At 50.3% G+C, this 19726-nt stretch carries 3 protein-coding genes; all 3 read left to right on the forward strand.

Translation table 11 applies throughout. The features are described 5' to 3' along the window. Positions 1-5: 5 nt before the first annotated feature. From BXO87_RS13920 to BXO87_RS13930, 3 genes are read left to right on the forward strand one after another with little or no spacing between them, the layout of a single operon-like run. Positions 6-743, forward strand: a complete 738-nt coding sequence (locus BXO87_RS13920) for an SDR family oxidoreductase (RefSeq protein WP_003153268.1) — start codon at positions 6-8, stop codon at positions 741-743. A 39-nt stretch (positions 744-782) separates the two neighbouring features. After that, the gene (locus BXO87_RS13925; RefSeq protein ID WP_076851365.1) at positions 783-13373 is read left to right on the forward strand and encodes a type I polyketide synthase; all 12591 of its coding nucleotides are present in this window, start codon (positions 783-785) and stop codon (positions 13371-13373) included. Positions 13374-13391: 18 nt separating this feature from the next. Beyond that, a complete protein-coding gene (locus BXO87_RS13930) occupies positions 13392-19688 on the forward strand; it encodes a type I polyketide synthase (protein WP_038459078.1) in 6297 nt (2098 codons plus the stop codon). Positions 19689-19726 lie beyond the last annotated feature (38 nt).

The following is a 19726-nucleotide window of genomic DNA, read 5'->3' on the forward strand; positions in this document are numbered from 1 at the left end:
CAAATATGAATAACGGAAAAGTAGCGGTCGTCAGCGGAGGTAGCCGGGGGCTCGGAAAAGCGATTGTACAGGCGCTTTTGGATGAGAATTACAAAGTAGCCGCTTTCAGCCGCAGTGAATCTGATTTTATTAACACATTGAGAGAGAGTGAAAAGTACCGTGACCGTTTTTATTGGGAAGCGGCGGATGCGGCGGATGATGCCGCCATGAAACAGTTTGTTCTTCAAGTATACCGCAAGTTTTCCAGAATAGACGGCTTGGTCAATAACGCCGGTTTGAACCTTGATCAGCTGCTGCCCCTGACCAATGATGAAGACATTGACCGCATCCTCAATCTGAATATCGGTTCAGTCATCAAGCTGACCCGAAACGTTTCCCGGGTCATGCTGAAACAAAATTCCGGATCAATCGTTAACATAAGCTCCATTATCGGTTCAAGAGGATTTAAAGGCACTTCAGTCTACAGCGCATCCAAAGCGGCTCTTGACGGCTTGACGCGAAGTCTGGCCAGGGAGCTCGGGTCCAAAGGAATCCGTGTCAATTCACTTGCGCCCGGTTTTGTGGACACCGATATGACGAAAAATATGCCGGAAAAACAAAAATCGCAGATTATCAGAAGGACGCCGATGGGGCGTTTAGGCGAAACAGACGATATGACCGGACTCGTTCGTTTCCTGCTTTCTCCTGAATCGTCCTTTATGACCGGACAGACAATGGCGATAGACGGCGGATTAACTTGTTAAAGCACAGAAAAATTCTTTTGTACAAGGGATGGTATCCTCATGAAATGTATTAACGAATTTTTAAGAACGGTAATAGCGGAAAAGCTGGGTGCCGAGGTGACCGAAGCAGAAGATAAAACCGCTTTTTTTACTCTTGGCGTGACGTCTCTCATCAGTGAAGAAATCATGACCATATTGCATAAAGAATTTACCGGCCTTTCTGAAACGCTGCTGTTTGAATATCCGAACATTGAGAAATTGAGTGAGTTTTTAAGTACGCAGAAACGAAATCCCGAAAGCGTTCTTGAATTCAAAGAAACGGAGCCTGATATGGGAAGCCGGCAGGAAGAAGTGCTTCCTGTACAGGCGGCTGAAAAGGTGCCCGAACCGGGAACGGACAGGAGTTCTGATATTGCGGTTATCGGAATGAGCGGGATGTTTCCGAAAGCGGAAAACCAGCATGATTTTTGGGACAATTTAATGGAAAATAAAGATTGTGTCTCCGAAATCCCTGAGGACAGATGGGACAGCTCTTATTACTCGGAAGAGAAAACGGCAGAATACGCGTCATACAGTAAATGGGGAGGTTTTATTGATCGTCCGGATCGATTTGACCCGCTGTTTTTTTCTGTTTCCCCGTGGGAAGCTGATTTAATGGACCCTCAGCAAAAACTGTATGTCACGTGCTGCTGGGAGGCGATGGAGGATGCCGGTTACGGGAACCCGGCGGCGAGGCCGACGGATCAAATCGGTGTATTCGCCGGAGTGACCTGGAATGAATATTCATTAATTGCACACGAAGAAGGTTTCCTCAAAGATCAGTATAAAGGCCCCGGCTCCTTATATTGGGGGATTCCGAACCGGGTTTCTTATTTCCTTGATCTCCATGGGCCGAGCATCGCTGTTGATACGGCGTGTTCTTCATCGCTTGTCGCCGTCCATCAGGCTTGTCAGGCCATTATGTCGGGCGACTGTGAAATGGCGCTTGCCGGAGGCGTCAACCTCAGCTTACATCCTCAAAAATACATGTTTTTAAGCCAATCGCATTTTCTGTCTTCTGAAGGAAAATGCCGCAGTTTCGGTGAAGGCGGAGACGGTTACGTGCCCGGTGAAGGCGCGGGAGCCGTTTTGTTAAAACCATTGAAAAAAGCGATTGCGGACAACGACCACATCTACGGTGTCATTAAGGGGTCCGCCACTAACCACGGCGGCAAAACGACCGGGTATACGGTGCCGAATCCGGAAGCGCACCGGGACCTGATTTTATCCGCTATAAACAGAGCCGCGGTAAGTCCGGAGGATATCAGCTACATTGAAGCTCACGGTACCGGCACGGCACTCGGCGATCCGATTGAGATACGCGGTCTGTCTATGGCATTTGAGAAACAGGCCGATGAGAAAAATGACTGCGGAATCGGCTCGGTGAAATCCAATATCGGACATTTGGAAGCGGCTGCAGGGATCGCCGGTTTAATCAAGGTGCTTTTAAGCATGAAACATGAAACGCTTCCCGCCAGTCTGCACGCCGAGGAACTGAACCGCAAGATTTCTTTTTCTGATTCGCCATTTTATGTTGTCCGAAACAATCGGCCGTGGCCGGCTGAAGGAGATAAACCGAGAATCGCCGCAATCAGTTCATTCGGCGCAGGAGGCTCTAATGCCCATCTGATCGTAGGTGCTTATCAGCCAAAACGGCAAGCGGACGGGAATACTGAACAAAAACCGCATGCCGTCGTACTAAGCGCACATTCCGAACAGCAGCTGAAAGAATATGCCGGGAAATTGAGCTCCTTTCTTGCCCGATTGGAAAACTCGCCTTCTGCCGGCGGATACAGCCTGGAAAATATCGCTGCCACCCTATTGTCAGGCAGAGAGCCTTTCTCCTTCCGGCTTGCGGTAATCGCATCATCCCTTTCTGAGCTGAAACAGCGATTGGACGGCTTTGTCAGCGGCCACAGTGACGGCAGACATATTTACTTCGGAAAAGCGTCACCCGGGCGGCCGGACGTTTCAGGCCAATCCGTTTCAGATCCTGAAAAATTTGCCGCGCTGTGGGTCAAAGGCCTTCAAGGTTTCAAAAAGCCGGAGACGCCGTATCAGAAAGTTCCGCTTCCTACGTATCCGTTTTTAAAGGAAACGTCCTGGCTGACCGATCAAAAAAAGCGGTATACGAAAAAGCCCCAATCTATCAAAAGGCGTGAAGCGCTGCATCCGCTGCTTGATGAGAATGTTTCATCCGCCCGGAAAGGGACGTTTCAAAAGATATTTTCCAAGGATGAATATTTCTTTAAAGATCATTTAGTGAACGAAAAATATGTGCTCCCCGGAGTCTGTCATCTGGAAATGGCGGCATACGGCGCGGCATTGTGGGGAGAACGTCCGGCCGTCTCTCTCCAAAATGTGTGGTACATGGAGCCGATTGTGACAGGGACAGACCCAAGATCCGTCATGATAGAGTTTGAAGCGGAAAAAGAGCGTATAAGCTATGTCATTAAGGAAAAAGGAGCGGCCGGCACTCTCTTTTCGCAAGGAGAAGTGATTTGTAGAGAAAAAGGAGCGCCTTTTGAGGCCCAGGTCTTTCAGCTCCCGGCGTTATTTGCGCAGAGAACGGAGCCGAAAGACATCTATCACTCGTTCTCTGAGGCGGGAATCGTGCAAAAGGACAGTTTTCAGGTCATCCGCGAATTCTCTTATACAGAAAGGAAAGCACTGGCCAAATTAACGCTCCCGTCACACTTGGAAGCCGATTTTAAACAGTACATCCTACATCCGTCCTTAATGGATGGCGCTGTTCAAACCGCAATGGCGCATGTGCTGCAATTTCAAAAAGAGCCTGCGCTTATCGTACCGTTTTCCTTCGGAGAAATACTGCTGCTTGAACCGTTAGCGAAAACCGTATTTGTGCATGCGGAGGTAAAAGCGGCCTCCGTTCACCAATTTGATCTGCATATTTGTGATGAGCGCGGCGTGCTGTTGGCGGCAGTGAAAGATTTTATCATAAAAGAGGTGCAGGAAAGCGCCGGCTTTAACCAAAAAGCCGGCCTCACGCCGAAGAAAAGCCGTGAAACGGAATTGCTTATGACACCGGTTTGGAACACCGTCACCATTCCGGAAACCGGCATGCCTTTCATGCGTGAAGAAAAAATAATCGTCATCGGGGCCGGGCTGGATTTTCAGCAGGCTTTGAAAGAGATGTATTCCGATGTCCGTTTTCCGGACATCACTTCTTTGGACAGCGCGGAACAAATGGCTGAAACACTGAAAGCGCAAGGTTCTTTTCAACACATGATATGGGCGGCGCCGGATCATCCCGTTCCATCCGTTTATGATGCGGATACGGCCGACGGACAGGAGCACGGGGTCATGCAGCTTTTCCGGCTGATAAAAGCGCTTCTGCTTCTGAATTTTGACACGGCACAACTATCATTGACAATCTGCACGTTTCAAGCACAGCCGATTCATGAACATGATGAGGTCAATCCCAGTCATGCAAGCATACACGGATTAGCGGGGTCGCTCGCAAAAGAATACAGCAATTGGAGCATCCGGCTTCTTGATTTGGAATCTCAAAGGGGATACCGGCATCTTCCCGATGTCTTCTCTTTACCGGCGGACCCCGAGGGAAACCCGTGGGTCTTTCGTGCAGGTCAGTGGCACCGCCAGCAATTGGCCGTCTGCCAGCCTCATACAGATGAGCCTTCATTATACCGGCACGGCGGGGTTTATGTGATTATCGGCGGAGCAGGCGGAATAGGAGAAGTATGGACTGAATATATGATTCAGACCTATCAGGCGAAAATTGTCTGGATCGGGAGAAGGAAAAAAGATACACAGATTGAAAGAAAACTGAAAAGACTCGCAGCTTTAGGTCCCGCACCGCAATATTTCAGCGCGGATGCTGCGGATTATGACTCTCTCAAACGGGCGTATGACACCATTGTGAAGGAAAATGGAAAGGTCCGCGGGATCATTCATTCCGCCATCGTGTTATCAGACCGAAGTTTTGCCAATATGGAAGAGGATCAATTCCGCGCTTCACTTTCTGCAAAAACCGATGTCAGCTTGCAGATTGCCCGGATAGCTGAAGGGGAACCACTTGATTTCTTGCTGTTTTTCTCTTCGATGATGTCGTTTCAAAAAGCGCCGGGACAGAGCAATTATGCCGCCGGGTGCACGTTTAAAGACGCTTTTGCTAAGCGGGTCTCACAAAAAGCGCCGTATGCCGTAAAAGTTGTCAATTGGGGCTTTTGGGGAAGTGTCGGCGTTGTCGCTTCAGAACAATACCGGAAACGGATGGAGCGGGACGGAATCGCTTCTATTGAGGCGCCCGAAGCGATGAAAACGCTGGAAACCCTGCTTTCCGGACCTCATGACCAGCTGGCGCTGATTAAAACGACAGATCCGGTTTTTATGAAAGACGATCTGAAAGAACAAGTAACGGTTTATCCGGAAAAGATTCCTTCCGCACTCGGACAATTAGCGGTTAACATCACGCACAATGACGAAGCTGAGCGGTTAAAAGCATCAAGTGTCATGAGCTGCATGAGAGAGATGGAATCCCTTATTGAAAAAATGCTTGTATCAACCCTTTATGAGATGGGAGCCGGGCTTGATCAGGCTTTGCCGTTATTTCAATCGGCTGCCGGCATAACGGAACAATACAGCAGATGGCTGAAAGAGAGCTTTGTCCTCCTGACTGAATTAGCGCTTGCTCCGGAAAAAACGGATTTAGGGCAGGTATGGGAGGAATGGGAGCGGAAAAAAGAGACTTGGCTGCGCCAGAAAGACATGAGGGCGCATGTCAAATTGGCAGAAGAGACATTGCGTGTGCTTCCAGACATTTTAACCGGTAAGCTTCCGGCAACGGAAGTGATGTTCCCTGACTCCTCCTTCCGTCTTGTGGAAGGCATTTACCGCAATAATATCATTTCTGATTTTTTCAATGACAAGCTTGCTGACACATTGATTGAAGTTTTGAAGGAACGTCTGGAAAAAGACCCGCAGGCGAAAATCCGCATTTTAGAAATCGGAGCCGGAACGGGCGGGACGAGCGCCGCGGTCATGAGAAAATTGAAACCGTATGAAGCGCATATTGCCGAATATTGTTTCACGGATATTTCTAAAGCATTTCTTTTACATGCAGAAGACATATTCGGTCCGGAATATCCTTATGTCACTTATAAAATATTCAACGCTGAGCAGCCGGTATCAACAGAAGCGCCGGACATCGGCACGTATGACGCAGTGATTGCGACCAATGTGCTTCATGCGACAAAAAATATCCGCTCTGCGCTGCGCCATGCGAAAGCAATGCTGCAAAAAAACGGCCAGCTGTTTATAAATGAGATCAACAGCCGCACCATATTCAACCATGTGACGTTCGGCCTTCTTGAAGGCTGGTGGCTGTATGAGGATCATGATTTACGGATTCCGGGCTGTCCGGGGGTTGAGCCGGCCGGCTGGGCGGAAGCGCTTTCGCTTGAAGGATTCGTCCATCCTCTGTTTCCGGCTGAAGCCGCACACGACTTAGGCCAGCAGATTATAGCGGCTGAAAGTGACGGAACGGTCAGGCTTGCCCTCCCGCAGGCGTCAGAAGAGAAGCCGGAGCGCCGTCCGTATGACGTAGATGGTCTTTCGGATGATACTTTGCATTTCAGCCTGAGAGAAAAAAGCGTTGAACTGATGAAGAAGGTCATCGGTGAAGCGCTTAAAGTGCCGGCGCATCGTCTTTTATCCCATGAACCTTTAACCGCATACGGATTGGATTCCATACTGGTCGTCAGACTGACCAACGCGTTAAAAGACGTCTTCGGTTCTGTCAGCAGCACTTTGTTTTTTGAATATCAAACCATTGATGAGCTTGCTGATTACTTTCTGTCTTCCCGTAAAGAAGCGCTCGAGCGGCAATTCGGGAATGGACCGGCTCATCCCGAAAACGCCGGACGGGTGCAGGCTCCCGCAGAAAGCGCCGCGCCGATTCCAAACGTAAGAGAACGGGGCATCACATATCTGACGGAATTAATAGGAAAAACGCTGAAGATTCCGAGCGGGAGAATGGATCCGTCGGTTTCCTTAACCGCATACGGTTTGGATTCTATTCTGGTCGTCAGGCTCACGAATGCTTTTCGTAACGTGTTTGACCAAATGACCAGCACCCTCTTTTTTGAATATCAGACGATAGAAGAAATTGCGGATTACCTGCTTCTTTCTCAGCGGGGAGCATTTATGAAAGCGATGGGTGTGCGTGAGGAGCAGCTGTCTGATCACACAGATAACCTGAATGTAAAACAAAACAAAATTCCTCAAAACGAGGAAGGCAGCAGGACGAACGGAGATCCCTATATCCAGGATATCGCTGTCATCGGTCTGTCAGGTCGGTATCCGGGCGCCGATCACGTTGATGAGCTGTGGGAAAATGTAAAAGCCGGCAGGCATTCTATTACTGAAGTGCCGAAAGATCGCTGGGACTGGAAAACGTTTTATAACGAGGAACGCGGAAAATGGGGGTCCATTTATTCAAAATGGGGCGGTTTTCTCGATGACATCGATAAATTTGATCCGCTGTTTTTCCGTATATCTCCCGCGGAAGCTGAAAGGATGGATCCGCAGGAAAGGTTGTTTCTGCAGACTGCTTATTCAAGCATTGAAGATGCGGGGTACACCCCGGCCACGCTTTGTGACAGCCGGAAAATCGGAGTCTTTGTGGGTGTGATGAACAGCAATTACCCGACAGTCCCCAGCGACTGGTCTATCGCAAACAGAGTATCGTTTTTGTTCAATTTCCAAGGGCCGAGTATGGCTGTGGATACAGCATGCTCTTCTTCTTTAACAGCTGTCCATCTCGCCGCAGAAAGCCTGCGGAGCGGAATGAGTGAAACAGCGATTGCCGGCGGAGTCAATCTTATCGTTGATCCGGCCCACTATGAGCGGCTGTCCGCTTTTTCAATGCTGTCTCCCGGTGATAAATGCAAATCTTTCGGAGACAGTGCGGACGGTTTTGTTGACGGTGAAGGAGTAGGGGCGATTGTGTTAAAGCCGCTTGCTCAAGCGGAGAAAGACGGCGATCATATTTACGGCGTTATCAAAGGAAGCATGCTGAACGCAGCAGGCAGGACAAACGCTTATATGGTGCCGAATCCGAAAGCGCAGTTTGATCTGATCGCAGAGACGTTGAAACGGACAGACATTCACCCGAGAACGGTCAGTTACTTGGAAGCCCACGGAACGGGCACTGCGCTCGGAGATCCGATTGAAATCGACGGGTTAACGAAAGCTTTTCGCCTGACAACAGAAGACCGGCAGTTTTGTTCCATCGGTTCCATTAAATCAAATATCGGACATTTAGAAAGCGCTGCCGGGATTGCGGGAATCACCAAACTGCTTCTGCAATTGAAACATAAGAGGATTGCCCCTTCATTGCATGCGGCGGAATTGAATCCGAATATTGAGTTTGAGCACACTCCGTTTTTCGTACAGCAAAAAGAAACGGAATGGAAACGACCTGTCTTGAATATCACGGGTGAAATGAAGGAATATCCGAGAATTGCCGGCATTTCCTCGTTTGGAGCAGGAGGTTCAAACGCACATGTCATCATTCAGGAATATGTGCCGTCTGACAGCCTGAAACCAATGGAAAAAGTGCTCGTTTCTCCGCAAAAACCGGCTGTTATCATTTTATCAGCGCGAAATGAGCAGCAATTGACAGAGCGCGCCCGCCAGCTTCTGGATGATGTCATAAGAAAAAAACGTTCTGATGGGGATTTAGCCAAGATCGCCTACACGCTTCAGACGGGAAGAGAACCGATGGCTGAGCGGCTTGCATTTACGGCCGAGTCGATAGAAGAACTGAAAATGAAGCTTATGAGTTTCTCAAACGATCATAATATCGACCATGCTCATATCTGGCGGGGCAGGACAGCCAAACATCATTCATTGGCGGCTTCGCTCACTTCTGATGAAGATATGGCGCTTACTATAAATGCCTGGCTGAAAAAAGGGAAATACGGAAAGCTGCTTGACCTTTGGGTTAAAGGACTTGACGTCGATTGGTCAGCTCTTTATCAGAGCAACCCGGGCCGCATCAGTCTCCCGGCCTACCCTTTTGCCAAAGACCGATATTGGGTGACAAAAGCTGATGTGTCACTTGACAAAACAGGCTCAGCGGAAAGTAAGAAAGCAGCCAGACTTCACCCGCTGCTCCATACGAATACATCGACCTTTACCGCCCAGCGTTTTACTTCTGTTTTTTCTGGGCAGGAACCGTTTTTTGCCGATCATATCGTCAATGGAAAACCGGTGCTTCCGGGCGCGGCTGCTTTAGAAATGGCCCGGGCCGCCGTTACACTTGCCGCTGAAGACCTGCCGGGCGGGAAAACGGGTGTCCGACTCAAACAGATCGTTTGGCTCCGGCCGGTGACGGCGCTTTCTGAAGGAGTGACGCTTCATGTAAGACTTCAGCCGGAAGAAAACGGAGACATTGCTTTTAAAGCGTATGCCGAAGGAGAAGAGCCGCTTGTCTTTTTCCAGGGAAAGGCCGTGCTCGAAGAGACGGAACGTGCTCCTGTACTCGATGTGGAAGCGGTTCAGGCGCGCTGCGGCGGTCGTCACTTGTCAAAGGCTGAGTGCTATGAAGCATTCGACAGCCTCGGCATCACCTACGGACCGTCGCATCAGGCGCTTGACGCCGTCTATGCCGGAAGCGGAGAAGTGCTCGCGAAGCTCACTCTTCCGCCGTCCGCCCGCGAGGAAAAGGAGCCGTTCATCCTGCATCCGAGCATGCTGGACGCCGCCCTTCAGGCTTCTATCGGTCTCGTGCTCTCAGACGGTTCCGCGTCCGGACGGCCGTTTCTGCCGTTTGCCCTCCGGGATATGCAGGTGTTTTCTGCGTGCCGTGAGACGATGTGGGCGGTGCTTTCCTCAACGGACGGCGCCTATCATATTGAGCTGTGTGATGAAAACGGTGCGGTATGTGTCCGATTGACGGGGCTCACCGCCCGTTTTCTGGAAGAGGAAACGGAGGGAAAACCGCTCTTGCTTCAGCCAAAGTGGCAGGAATCACCGCCGGGTGAAGGCGGCGGACAAGAAGAGTCTTTCAGATACGTGACGCTGTATGGCGGAATGAACGCTGAGGACATAAGCGGCGCCGTATGTGCGGCTGACGGCAAAGGTCCGATTGAAGACCGTTATGACGCCTGCGCGGCGGAGCTGTCAGCGATCGTCACGCGTCTTATCAAAGAAAAACAGAAGAAAAAAACGCTGATCCAGCTTCTTGTCCCCGATAGGGGGGAAGACAATGTATTGGCGGGGCTGGCCGCTTTTCTGAAAACGGCTCACCTTGAACATCCGAAGCTGTACGGCCAAGTCATCCAAGCCGATCCGGACGAGTCAGCATCATCGCTTCTTGCCAAGCTGAAAGAAAATCGGGCGCATCCTGAACAAGCGGAAATCCGTTATGAAGACGGCAAACGTCTCGTCAGAAACTGGCGTCATCTGCCGGCCTCTCAAAGCGGCGCCGTTCCGTGGAAAGACGAAGGGGTCTACCTCCTCACCGGGGGAGCGGGCGGCATCGGCCTGATTTTCGCTGAAGAAATAGCCTCCCGCGTCAAAAACGCCGTCCTCGTATTAACGGGGAGGGCAGAAGTGCTTGATGAAGAGCGCTCCGCCCGCTTACGGCGCTTGGAAGCGTCAGGCGCCCGTGTATTGTATCAATCGGTTGACGTGACAGACAGGGCGGCGGTCAGCGCCCTCGTCCGCGGCATACAGGAGGAGCACGGAACACTCGACGGGATCATTCACGGCGCAGGCGTGATCGCTGACAACTACATTCTGAACCAGACAGAAAACGAACGGAAGGCCGTCATGGCGCCGAAAGTGAAAGGGCTTATCAATCTTGATGAAGCAGCGAAAGATATGCGGCTGGACTTTTTCATTCTGTTTTCTTCCTTGGCGGGAGGCATGGGAAATCCGGGGCAGGCCGGTTATGCGGCAGCCAACGCATTTATGGACGTATATGCAGCCCGCCGGAACCGTCTCGTGCGGGACAACGAGCGGAGCGGGCAGACCCTGTCCGTCAACTGGCCGCTTTGGGAAGAGGGCGGTATGCGTGTGGACAAAGAGACCGAACGGCTGATGTATGAACAGACCGGAATGAAAGCCATGCGCTCGGCTTCAGGCATCCAGGCGCTTTACGCCGCTTTTGCCTCCGGAGAACACCAGGTCATGGTGGCAGAAGGCGACGAAAAACGGATTCGAAAAAACCTGATGCCTGAAGCGCCGGAACCATCCCGTAGCATTCATGTGTCAAGGAAGACGCCCGTCCATATGCCGAATAAAGTACAAGCGGAACTCAAACATATGATATCAGGCATTCTGAAGGTGAAAGAAGACGAGATAGATGCTGAATCAGAGATGAGAGATTATGGCTTTGATTCGGTTTCATTCACGCAGTTTGCAAATGAACTAAATAAAACGTATGGGCTTGAACTGACACCGGCCGTGTTTTTTGAATACCCGACAGTCTTTAGTTTTGCCCAATACTTGCTGACGGAACATCCGGATACATTCGGCTCACAGGCAGAAACAGAAACGGAGAAACCGGTTGTGCGTAAAAAAATGAAGACGGAGCCATTCTCGATTCAGTCCCGCCTTCCTAAAACAAAAGCCGCAGCTGCACCTGAGCCCGTGGCGATAATCGGAATCAGCTGTGCATTTCCAATGGCTGAAAATCCGGAAATGTTTTGGGAGAATTTAGCCGGAGAAAAGGACTGCATTTCTGAAATACCGCCGGAGCGTTGGGACTGGAGACAGTATTACGGAAATCCGCAGAAAGATAAAAATGCGAGCAATGTAAAGTGGGGCGGCTTCATTGATGAAACCGCTCAATTTGATCCTTTATTTTTCGGTATTTCTCCGCATGAAGCCGAAATGATGGATCCTCAGCAAAGACTTTTAATGATGCATGTATGGAAAGCGATTGAAGATGCCGGCTGCTCTGCCAAAAGCCTGTCAGGTACAAATACAGGCATCTTTGCAGGCACTACAAACAGCGGTTACGCTCAGGAAGCTTCAAAGTTCCATATAGAGATTGAGGGTTCTTCCGCCGCCGGAACGGTTCCGTCAATCGGTCCGAACCGCATGAGCTATTTTCTGAATATACATGGGCCGAGCGAACCGATTGAAACCGCCTGTTCAAGCTCATTGGTCGCTGTTCACCGTGCGGTCAGGGCAATTCAGGCCGGAGACTGCGGCATCGCGATTGCAGGAGGCGTCAATGCTATTGTGTCGCCGGATATGCATATTAGCTTTAATAAAGCGGGAATGCTCAGTGAAGACGGGCGCTGCAAAACATTTTCCGATCAAGCGGACGGGTATGTCAGAGCTGAAGGTGCCGGTATGATTGTTTTGAAAACATTATCCGCTGCGGAACGTGACGGCGACCGTATTTATGCCGTTATTCGCGGAACGGCGGAAAATCATGGCGGAAGGGCGGCTTCCCTTACATCGCCAAATCCGAAAGCACAGACAGAAGTCATGATAAAAGCGTATCAGCAAGCGAACATCGACCCCCGTACAGTGAGTTATATTGAAGCCCACGGCACGGGAACGGCGCTCGGAGATCCGATAGAAATCAACGGACTCAAAGCGGCTTTTGCAGCGCTTTATCAGAAAGCCGGAGTAACGGCACCCGATCAGCCTCATTGCGGCCTCGGTTCCGTCAAAACGAATATCGGCCACACAGAGCTTGCCGCCGGCATGGCCGGGCTTTTAAAAATTATTTTGCAGATGCAGCACAAAACGCTCGTTAAAAGTCTGCATTGTGAAACCGTTAATCCGTATATCAGCCTCGACGGCAGCCCGTTTTATTTCGTCCGCGACACTCAGCCGTGGAAAGCGGCGACTGATGATAGCGGAAATGAACTGCCGCGGAGAGGGGGTGTCAGCTCGTTCGGATTTGGCGGTGTCAACGCTCATGTCGTGCTCGAAGAATATGTTTCTCCTGTTGAAGAGAAACAATGGACTGTCGGTGAACTTCAGCCGTCCTTATTCATTCTCTCGGCAAAGACGGCGGAACAGCTGAAGGAACGTGCGGAACAGCTGCGCAGATATTTGGAAAAGTCACAATCAGCTGACGGAACTTTTGAAGGTATCGCTTATACGCTTCAGCTTGGCCGGGATGAAATGGAAGAGCGCCTTGCCGTCATTGCTGAAACAAAAGAAGAGCTTACGAACGCGCTGAATGATTTCCTCAGCGGCAAGGAGACGGGGCAGAATTTCTTTACAGGCCGGAACAAAGCGATGAAACAGCTGTTTACAGAGATGACGGACAACGCAGAAATGAGCGGGACCATAGATCAATGGATTGAAGCAGGAAAGTATGCAATGCTTGCAAAATTATGGGTGCAAGGCTTGCATGTCGACTGGAATAAATTATATCCGGACGAAAGGCCAAAAAAAGTCAGCCTGCCCGTCTATCCTTTTGCGAAAACACATTGCTGGATACCGCACAGAGCGCAGCATATAAGGCACCGGGAGACTTATGAGACTGATATGTCCCCGCTTGAGACTTATGAACACCTGCTTGATGAATTGGAGAGAAACGAAATAAGCATAGAAGCCGCTGTAAAAAGAACGATCGGTTTTTACAGGGATTAGCGTAATGGAGGAAACCATATGAAAGAGTTTCTGCACCGGGTTTTTTCTGACGTCAAAAATAAAAAAATGACAAAACAGGATGCGATCGGCATTTTGCGCGATTATGATATGCGGATGGGACTTCGCCAAGCGGATTCCCTTCATCCGCTTGCTCAGCAGCATATTTCCGATGAAACGGGACTGGGATTCTCGGCAGCTTTCAGCGGCCGGGAATTTTTTCTCGCTGATGTTTCTTTACAGCGTAAAAAGCTTATGCCCGGAGAACTTCTTTTGGAAATGGCGAGAGCTGCGGCTGCTTTGACAGTAAAGGAGACTGAGGCTGTCCGGCTGACACATATCGTGTGGTCAAAGCCCATTCTGACTGAGGCTGAACCGTTCCATATCGAAATCAGGCTGATACCCGCAGAGGGTGAAGCCAAAAGGTTTGAGATTTATAATCCATTTTCTGCCGATTTCAGTCATCATGATGTGTACAGCCAAGGGACGATTCAGCCAGTTGATGCTGCGCCTGGTATGCTGGATATCAGCCGCTTGAAGGAAAACAGCGGCTTCCTGATGGATCAGCAGCAAATTGAAGCCATCACTCAGAACGATACCGTTCAATACAGTGAGCACATGAAAGGAATTGAGCGTATTTACGCCTCAGCAGGACGGATGCTGGCAGACATATCAATTCCATTGACAGACCAAAAAGAATCCGCCCGATTCGGCCTCCCTCCCTGTGTGATGCAAAGTGTGACAGAGGCATGCGCGCTGCTTGGCGGCAAAGAATATAAAACGCTCGCCCCGGTTTCATTGGACGAGCTTTTGTTTTATGAACCTTGTCCTGACAAGGTATGGGCCGAGATACAAGAGAAGGCGGGGAGCTTTTATATTGATTTATGTGACGGAGAAGGAAAAATATGGGCTTCCCTGTCGGGGTTGAAGCTGCAGCCTGTCATCAAGACGGGCGCTCCCGGAAAAACCAAAGCCGAACACCGCAGTGAACGTTTGTATGAACAAACGCTTCTTCAGCTCAAAACGCTTTTTGGCCTGACTACAAAAATTGCTGTTTCCAACATAGACACTGAAGAGCCGCTGGAAACCTACGGAATCGACTCAGTCACTGTGACGAAATTGAACCGCGAATTGTCTCTGCTTTTCGGTGACCTTTCCAAAACGGTTTTTTACGAATATAAGACACTGGGCTCCCTGGCAGCTCACTTCGTCACGGATTACCCAAAAGAATGCCGAAAGTGGACAAATGATGATGACCACCGTTCAGGCATATCAGAACAGGTTTTGGCAAATGAAGATTTTCCGGTGCTTCCGTCGTTTATCAAGCGAAAGAAACGGCCTTCTTTATCCAATGAGAACCAGACAAAAGAAGGGATTGCGATTATTGGAGTCAGCGGACGTTATCCGCAAGCTGAAACACTTGAAGCGTACTGGGATAACTTAGCTGCCGGAAAAGACTGTGTGACGGAAATTCCCGAAGAGCGCTGGGAAAAGGACAAATACTACAATCCTGATCCCGAAACGGCCGTGAAAGAAGGGAAAAGTTACAGTAAGCGGGGCGGGTTTCTGAAAGATGCCGCTTTCTTTGATCCGCTGTTTTTTCAAATTTCACCCCGTGATGCTTTGAATATGGACCCGCAGGAGCGTCTCTTTATTGAAATGTGCTGGCAGGTGCTGGAGGATGCCGGTTATACGAAGGAACAGCTTGAGAATCTGTATAACGGCCGGGTCGGCGTTTTTGCGGGCATTACGAAAAACGGGTACGGAATGTACTGGAAAAACGGCGGCACCCTGCAGCCGAAAACGTCGTTCAGTTCAGCGGCCAACAGAGTTTCCTATTTTCTTAATCTGAAAGGGCCGAGCATGCCGGTCGACACGATGTGCTCATCTTCGCTGACTGCAATCCATGAAGCGTGTGAAAACATCCTTCGCGGCGAATGCGACATGGCGATTGCCGGCGGTGTGAATGTGTATACGCATCCTTCGGCTTATGCGGAGCTCAGCGCCTATCGAATGCTTTCAAAAGACGGAACGTGCAAAAGTTTCGGTGAAGGCGGGGACGGATTTGTTCCCGGTGAAGGCGTCGGGGCCGTGCTGTTAAAGCCGCTGTCAAAAGCGATGGCTGATAAGGACCATATTTACGGTGTGATTCGCGGCACTCATATCAATCACGGAGGCAGAACAAACGGGTATACAGTGCCGAGTCCGAGCGCCCAGGCTGACGTGATTTCCGGCGCGCTTGATAAATCAGGAATACATCCGCGGATGATCAGCTGTATCGAAGCCCACGGCACGGGCACTGAACTCGGAGATCCGATCGAGATTGACGGTTTGACCCGCGCATTTCAAACGAAAACGTCAGATAAAGGCTTTTGCGCCATCAGCTCAGTTAAATCCAATATCGGGCATTTGGAAGCCGCGGCAGGCATTGCCGGTGTAACGAAACTGCTGCTTCAGTTTCAAAAACGCAAGCTGGCCCCCTCATTACATTGCCGGAAATTGAATCCGAATATTGTATTCGACCGGACGCCGTTTGTGGTGCAGCGTGAATTGGCAGACTGGAAACGGCCGGTCATTGAGGAAAACGGAGCGCAAAAGGAGATTCCGAGAATCGCGGGCATCTCTTCTTTTGGCGCGGGCGGGGCAAATGCCCACATATTGATAGAAGAATATATTGAACCTGATAGGGAGATTTCTGAGCCATTCACAGATGAAGATCCCGCAGTCATTTTATTATCCGCCAAACAGGAGGCCAGCTTGAAGCAGCGGGCGCAGCAGCTTCTTCAAGCGATCAGAAAAAATGACGTCACAGACCGCAGCCTCCGGGATGCGGCTTACACCCTTCAAACCGGAAGAGAAGCGATGGAAGAACGTGCGGCGTTTATCGTGACGTCGACAGAGCAGTTAGCGGAAAAACTGCAGCGTTTTATTGATGGCGGGACAGACGGCTGTTTTATCGGAAAAAGCAAACAGTATAAAGACATTCTAGCCGTTTTTAAGGATGAAGATATGCAGGACGCCGTCCGTAAATGGATGAAACGAAAAAAATTCGCGAAGCTTCTGGAACTTTGGGTAAAAGGGCTGAAGATTGATTGGTCAGAGCTTTATAATGGCAGCCTGCCGCACCGCATCAGCCTTCCCGGTTATCCATTTATAAAGGACCGGTATTGGCCGGTCGATGCAGCGCCGGACAATGTTCGTGATGCTGAAACACATTCTGAAACATTGCGTGAAACCCGCTTTTTACAGAAAAGCTGGGCAGAAAGCAGCAGTGTTTCGGTTAAGGAAGTGCGGGGCGTCATCGGAATAGCCGCCGATCACCAGACAGGAAATTTGGCCGTTGAGCTGTGCCGTTATTTCCCCGAGTCTGAAATCATTGACGCTGCGTCATCGGAAATATCTGGGGACGCGTCCCGGTTTGGCGGTCTGATTGATGTGACCGGATGCGGAACGGAAATCAATCATGATGACGGCTGGATTCATCATCTGCAGTCTCTCATTGACAACAGAAACCGCGGCCGAAAGCTTCAGCTGCTTTGTGTGACAAAGGGGCTTGAACTTTTTGCAAATGAAACGATAAATTTCTCAGGTGCAAAAAAGGCCGGATTGTACCGGATGCTCCAAAGTGAGTATAAGGATATCCGCTCGCGGCATATGGATGCAGAACGGACTGCCGAAGATCCTGAGCTGGCAAACCAGATCGCAGAGGAGTTTTTTCGCGATTCTGAAGACATCGAAGTGTGTTACAGAAACGGTGTGCGCTATCACGCGCGGTTAAAAGAAACAAACAGCTTAGCAGAAAAAGAATTTTCATTTCCGAAAGACCATGTGCTCTGGATCACCGGAGGGACCCGGGGACTCGGATATTTATTCGCCCGGCATTTTGCCGAACGATACGGAGTCACGAAACTCGTGCTTACAGGAAAAGAAACCATGCCGCCGAAAGCGGAGTGGGATGATCATATCAAACGGAATTCCCCGTTTTCTGAAAAAGTGAGAAGAATCAGAGAGCTCGAACAAAAAGGTGTCCGAACGGAAGTGCTGTCTGTATCTTCCGGCCCTGAATATGAGCAGGCCGTCAGCCGTGTGAAAGATCAAATGGGGCCGATAGGAGGCGTGTTACACGCAGCGGGAGCCGTAGATCTCGATCATCCGGCCTTTATCCGTAAAACCAGAGAACAGATGATGCCCGTGGTTGAGCCTAAAACAGACGGACTGGACCTGTTGTATCAAGCGCTGCACAAGGAGCCTCTCCGGTTTTTTGCGCTGTTTTCTTCAGTGTCCGGCGTGATGCCGGAATTAGGAGCGGGGCAAAGCGATTATGCCATGGCTAACGCCTATATGGATTATTTTGCGGCCGCAAAAGGTTTTCCGGTGCTGAGCATCCAATGGCCGAGCTGGAAAGAAACGGGTATGGGCGAATCAAAAAGCCGGGCCTATCTGAAAAGCGGTTTAAAGAGCATCACTGACAGAGAAGGGCTGAGCCTGTTTGATGCCATCATGGCAGGCGATTGCGGATCTGTTATTATGCCGGCCGTCATTCACCCGGAAAAATGGGAGCCTGACCGTCTGCTGCTTTCATCCGGCCTTACTGAAACAAAGCAGCAGGAACAGGCCGATACAGAAAGTGTTGAGGAGTGGCTGACGGGCATTTGCTGCCGGGAATTAAGACTGGAGCCGTCAAGATTTGAATCTGATACACCGTTTCAAGATTACGGAGCCGATTCCATCATGCTTGCCCAAGTGTCCAGAGCGATCGGAAAGAGGATCAAAGCTGACCTTGACCCGGCGGTGCTGTATGAATACCCTACGGTTGCTGCGCTGGCCGGATGGCTTGAAACAGCATATCCGGAAATCAAAGCTGCCGTTTCAAAACCGGTTCAGCCTGTAATCCCGGACGTTCCCAAACAAACAGCAGCCGCTGTTATTCAGCCTTCTGGTGCTAGAGCGGCGCAAGACATCGCTGTTGTCGGAATGTCCTGCCGTTTTCCGGGAGCTGAATCAATTGAAGCTTATTGGAAGCTGCTGTCTGAAGGAACGTCAGCCATTCAAAGGGTGCCGAAAGAGCGCTGGAAAACGGAGAAGGCGGATTATGCGGGCCTTTTAAAAAATGTAACGCATTTTGACCCGGAGTTTTTCCTTATTCCCGAAGAAGACATCAAGGCAATGGATATCCAGTCCTTTCTTATATTAGAAGAGGCGCTTCATCTGTTCAGAGACAGCGGTTACTCTTTACAAGAAATGAAAGGCAGGTCAGCCGGTGTCTATTTAGGAGGACGCGGAGGCAGTATGCCTGACGAAAACCGTCTGAAGCATGCAAAAAATCCGATAGTCGCCGCCGGCCCGAATTACTTAGCGGCCAATCTTTCTCAATTCTTTGATTTGAAGGGGCCGAGTCTCGTTTTGGATACGGCCTGTTCTTCAGCGCTTGTCGGTATGAATATGGCGATACAGGCGCTTTCTTGCGGTGAAATCGACTCAGCGGTGGTCGGGGGAGTCAGTCTGCTGGAATCCGGTCAAACCCACCGGATGTTCGAACTTCGCAATCTGTTAAGCGAAGAGCCTGCGTTTCATATTTTTGACCGCCGCACCGGCGGCATCGTATTGGGAGAAGGCGTCGGAATGGTGTATTTAAAAACAGCGGCCCAGGCTGTAAAAGACGGGGACCGGATTCATGGGGTCATTAAAGGTATTTCCGTAAACAATGACGGCAGAACCGCGGGGCCTGCCACACCGAATATACAGGCGCAGAAAGAAGTGATGGCCAAGGCGCTTGCCAAAAGCGGCAGAAAAGCGGAGGATATCAGCTACATTGAAGCAAACGGTTCAGGCTCTGAAGTAACAGACCTTTTGGAACTGAGGGCGATTGAAGCGGTGTACCGCATGCAAAACAGCGCGCCTTGCGAATTGGGGTCGATGAAGCCGAATATCGGACACCCGTTATGCGCTGAAGGGATTGCCGGATTTATTAAAACAGTGCTTATGCTCTCGCACCGAATGCGTGTGCCTTTCCTTTCGGGCAAAGAGCCGATGACGCATTACGATCTGTCCGCCTCGCCGTTTTATTTTTCGCACGCGCTGCGTGAATGGACGGATTCACCGCGGATTGCCGCCGTCAGCAGCTTCGCTGACGGAGGGACGAATGCCCATGTCATAGTGGAAGCCTGGGAGCAAGAGGCGTATACCCCGGTTAGAAAGCCTTTGCCGAGACAGGAATTAAAACGCCGGCCTATTCGTTCGGACAAAGCCGAAAGCCTGCATGAAAACGCACATAAGTCCCGTCCGAATACGTTTTGGAAACAAATGAAGACTTACTGATTGCGCTGAAAATTGAACGTCGATATGGAGGAAGTTCA

Source organism: Bacillus sp. GZB (genome assembly GCF_001975995.1).
In the GTDB taxonomy this organism is placed as follows: Bacteria; Bacillota; Bacilli; order Bacillales; family Bacillaceae; genus Bacillus; species Bacillus velezensis.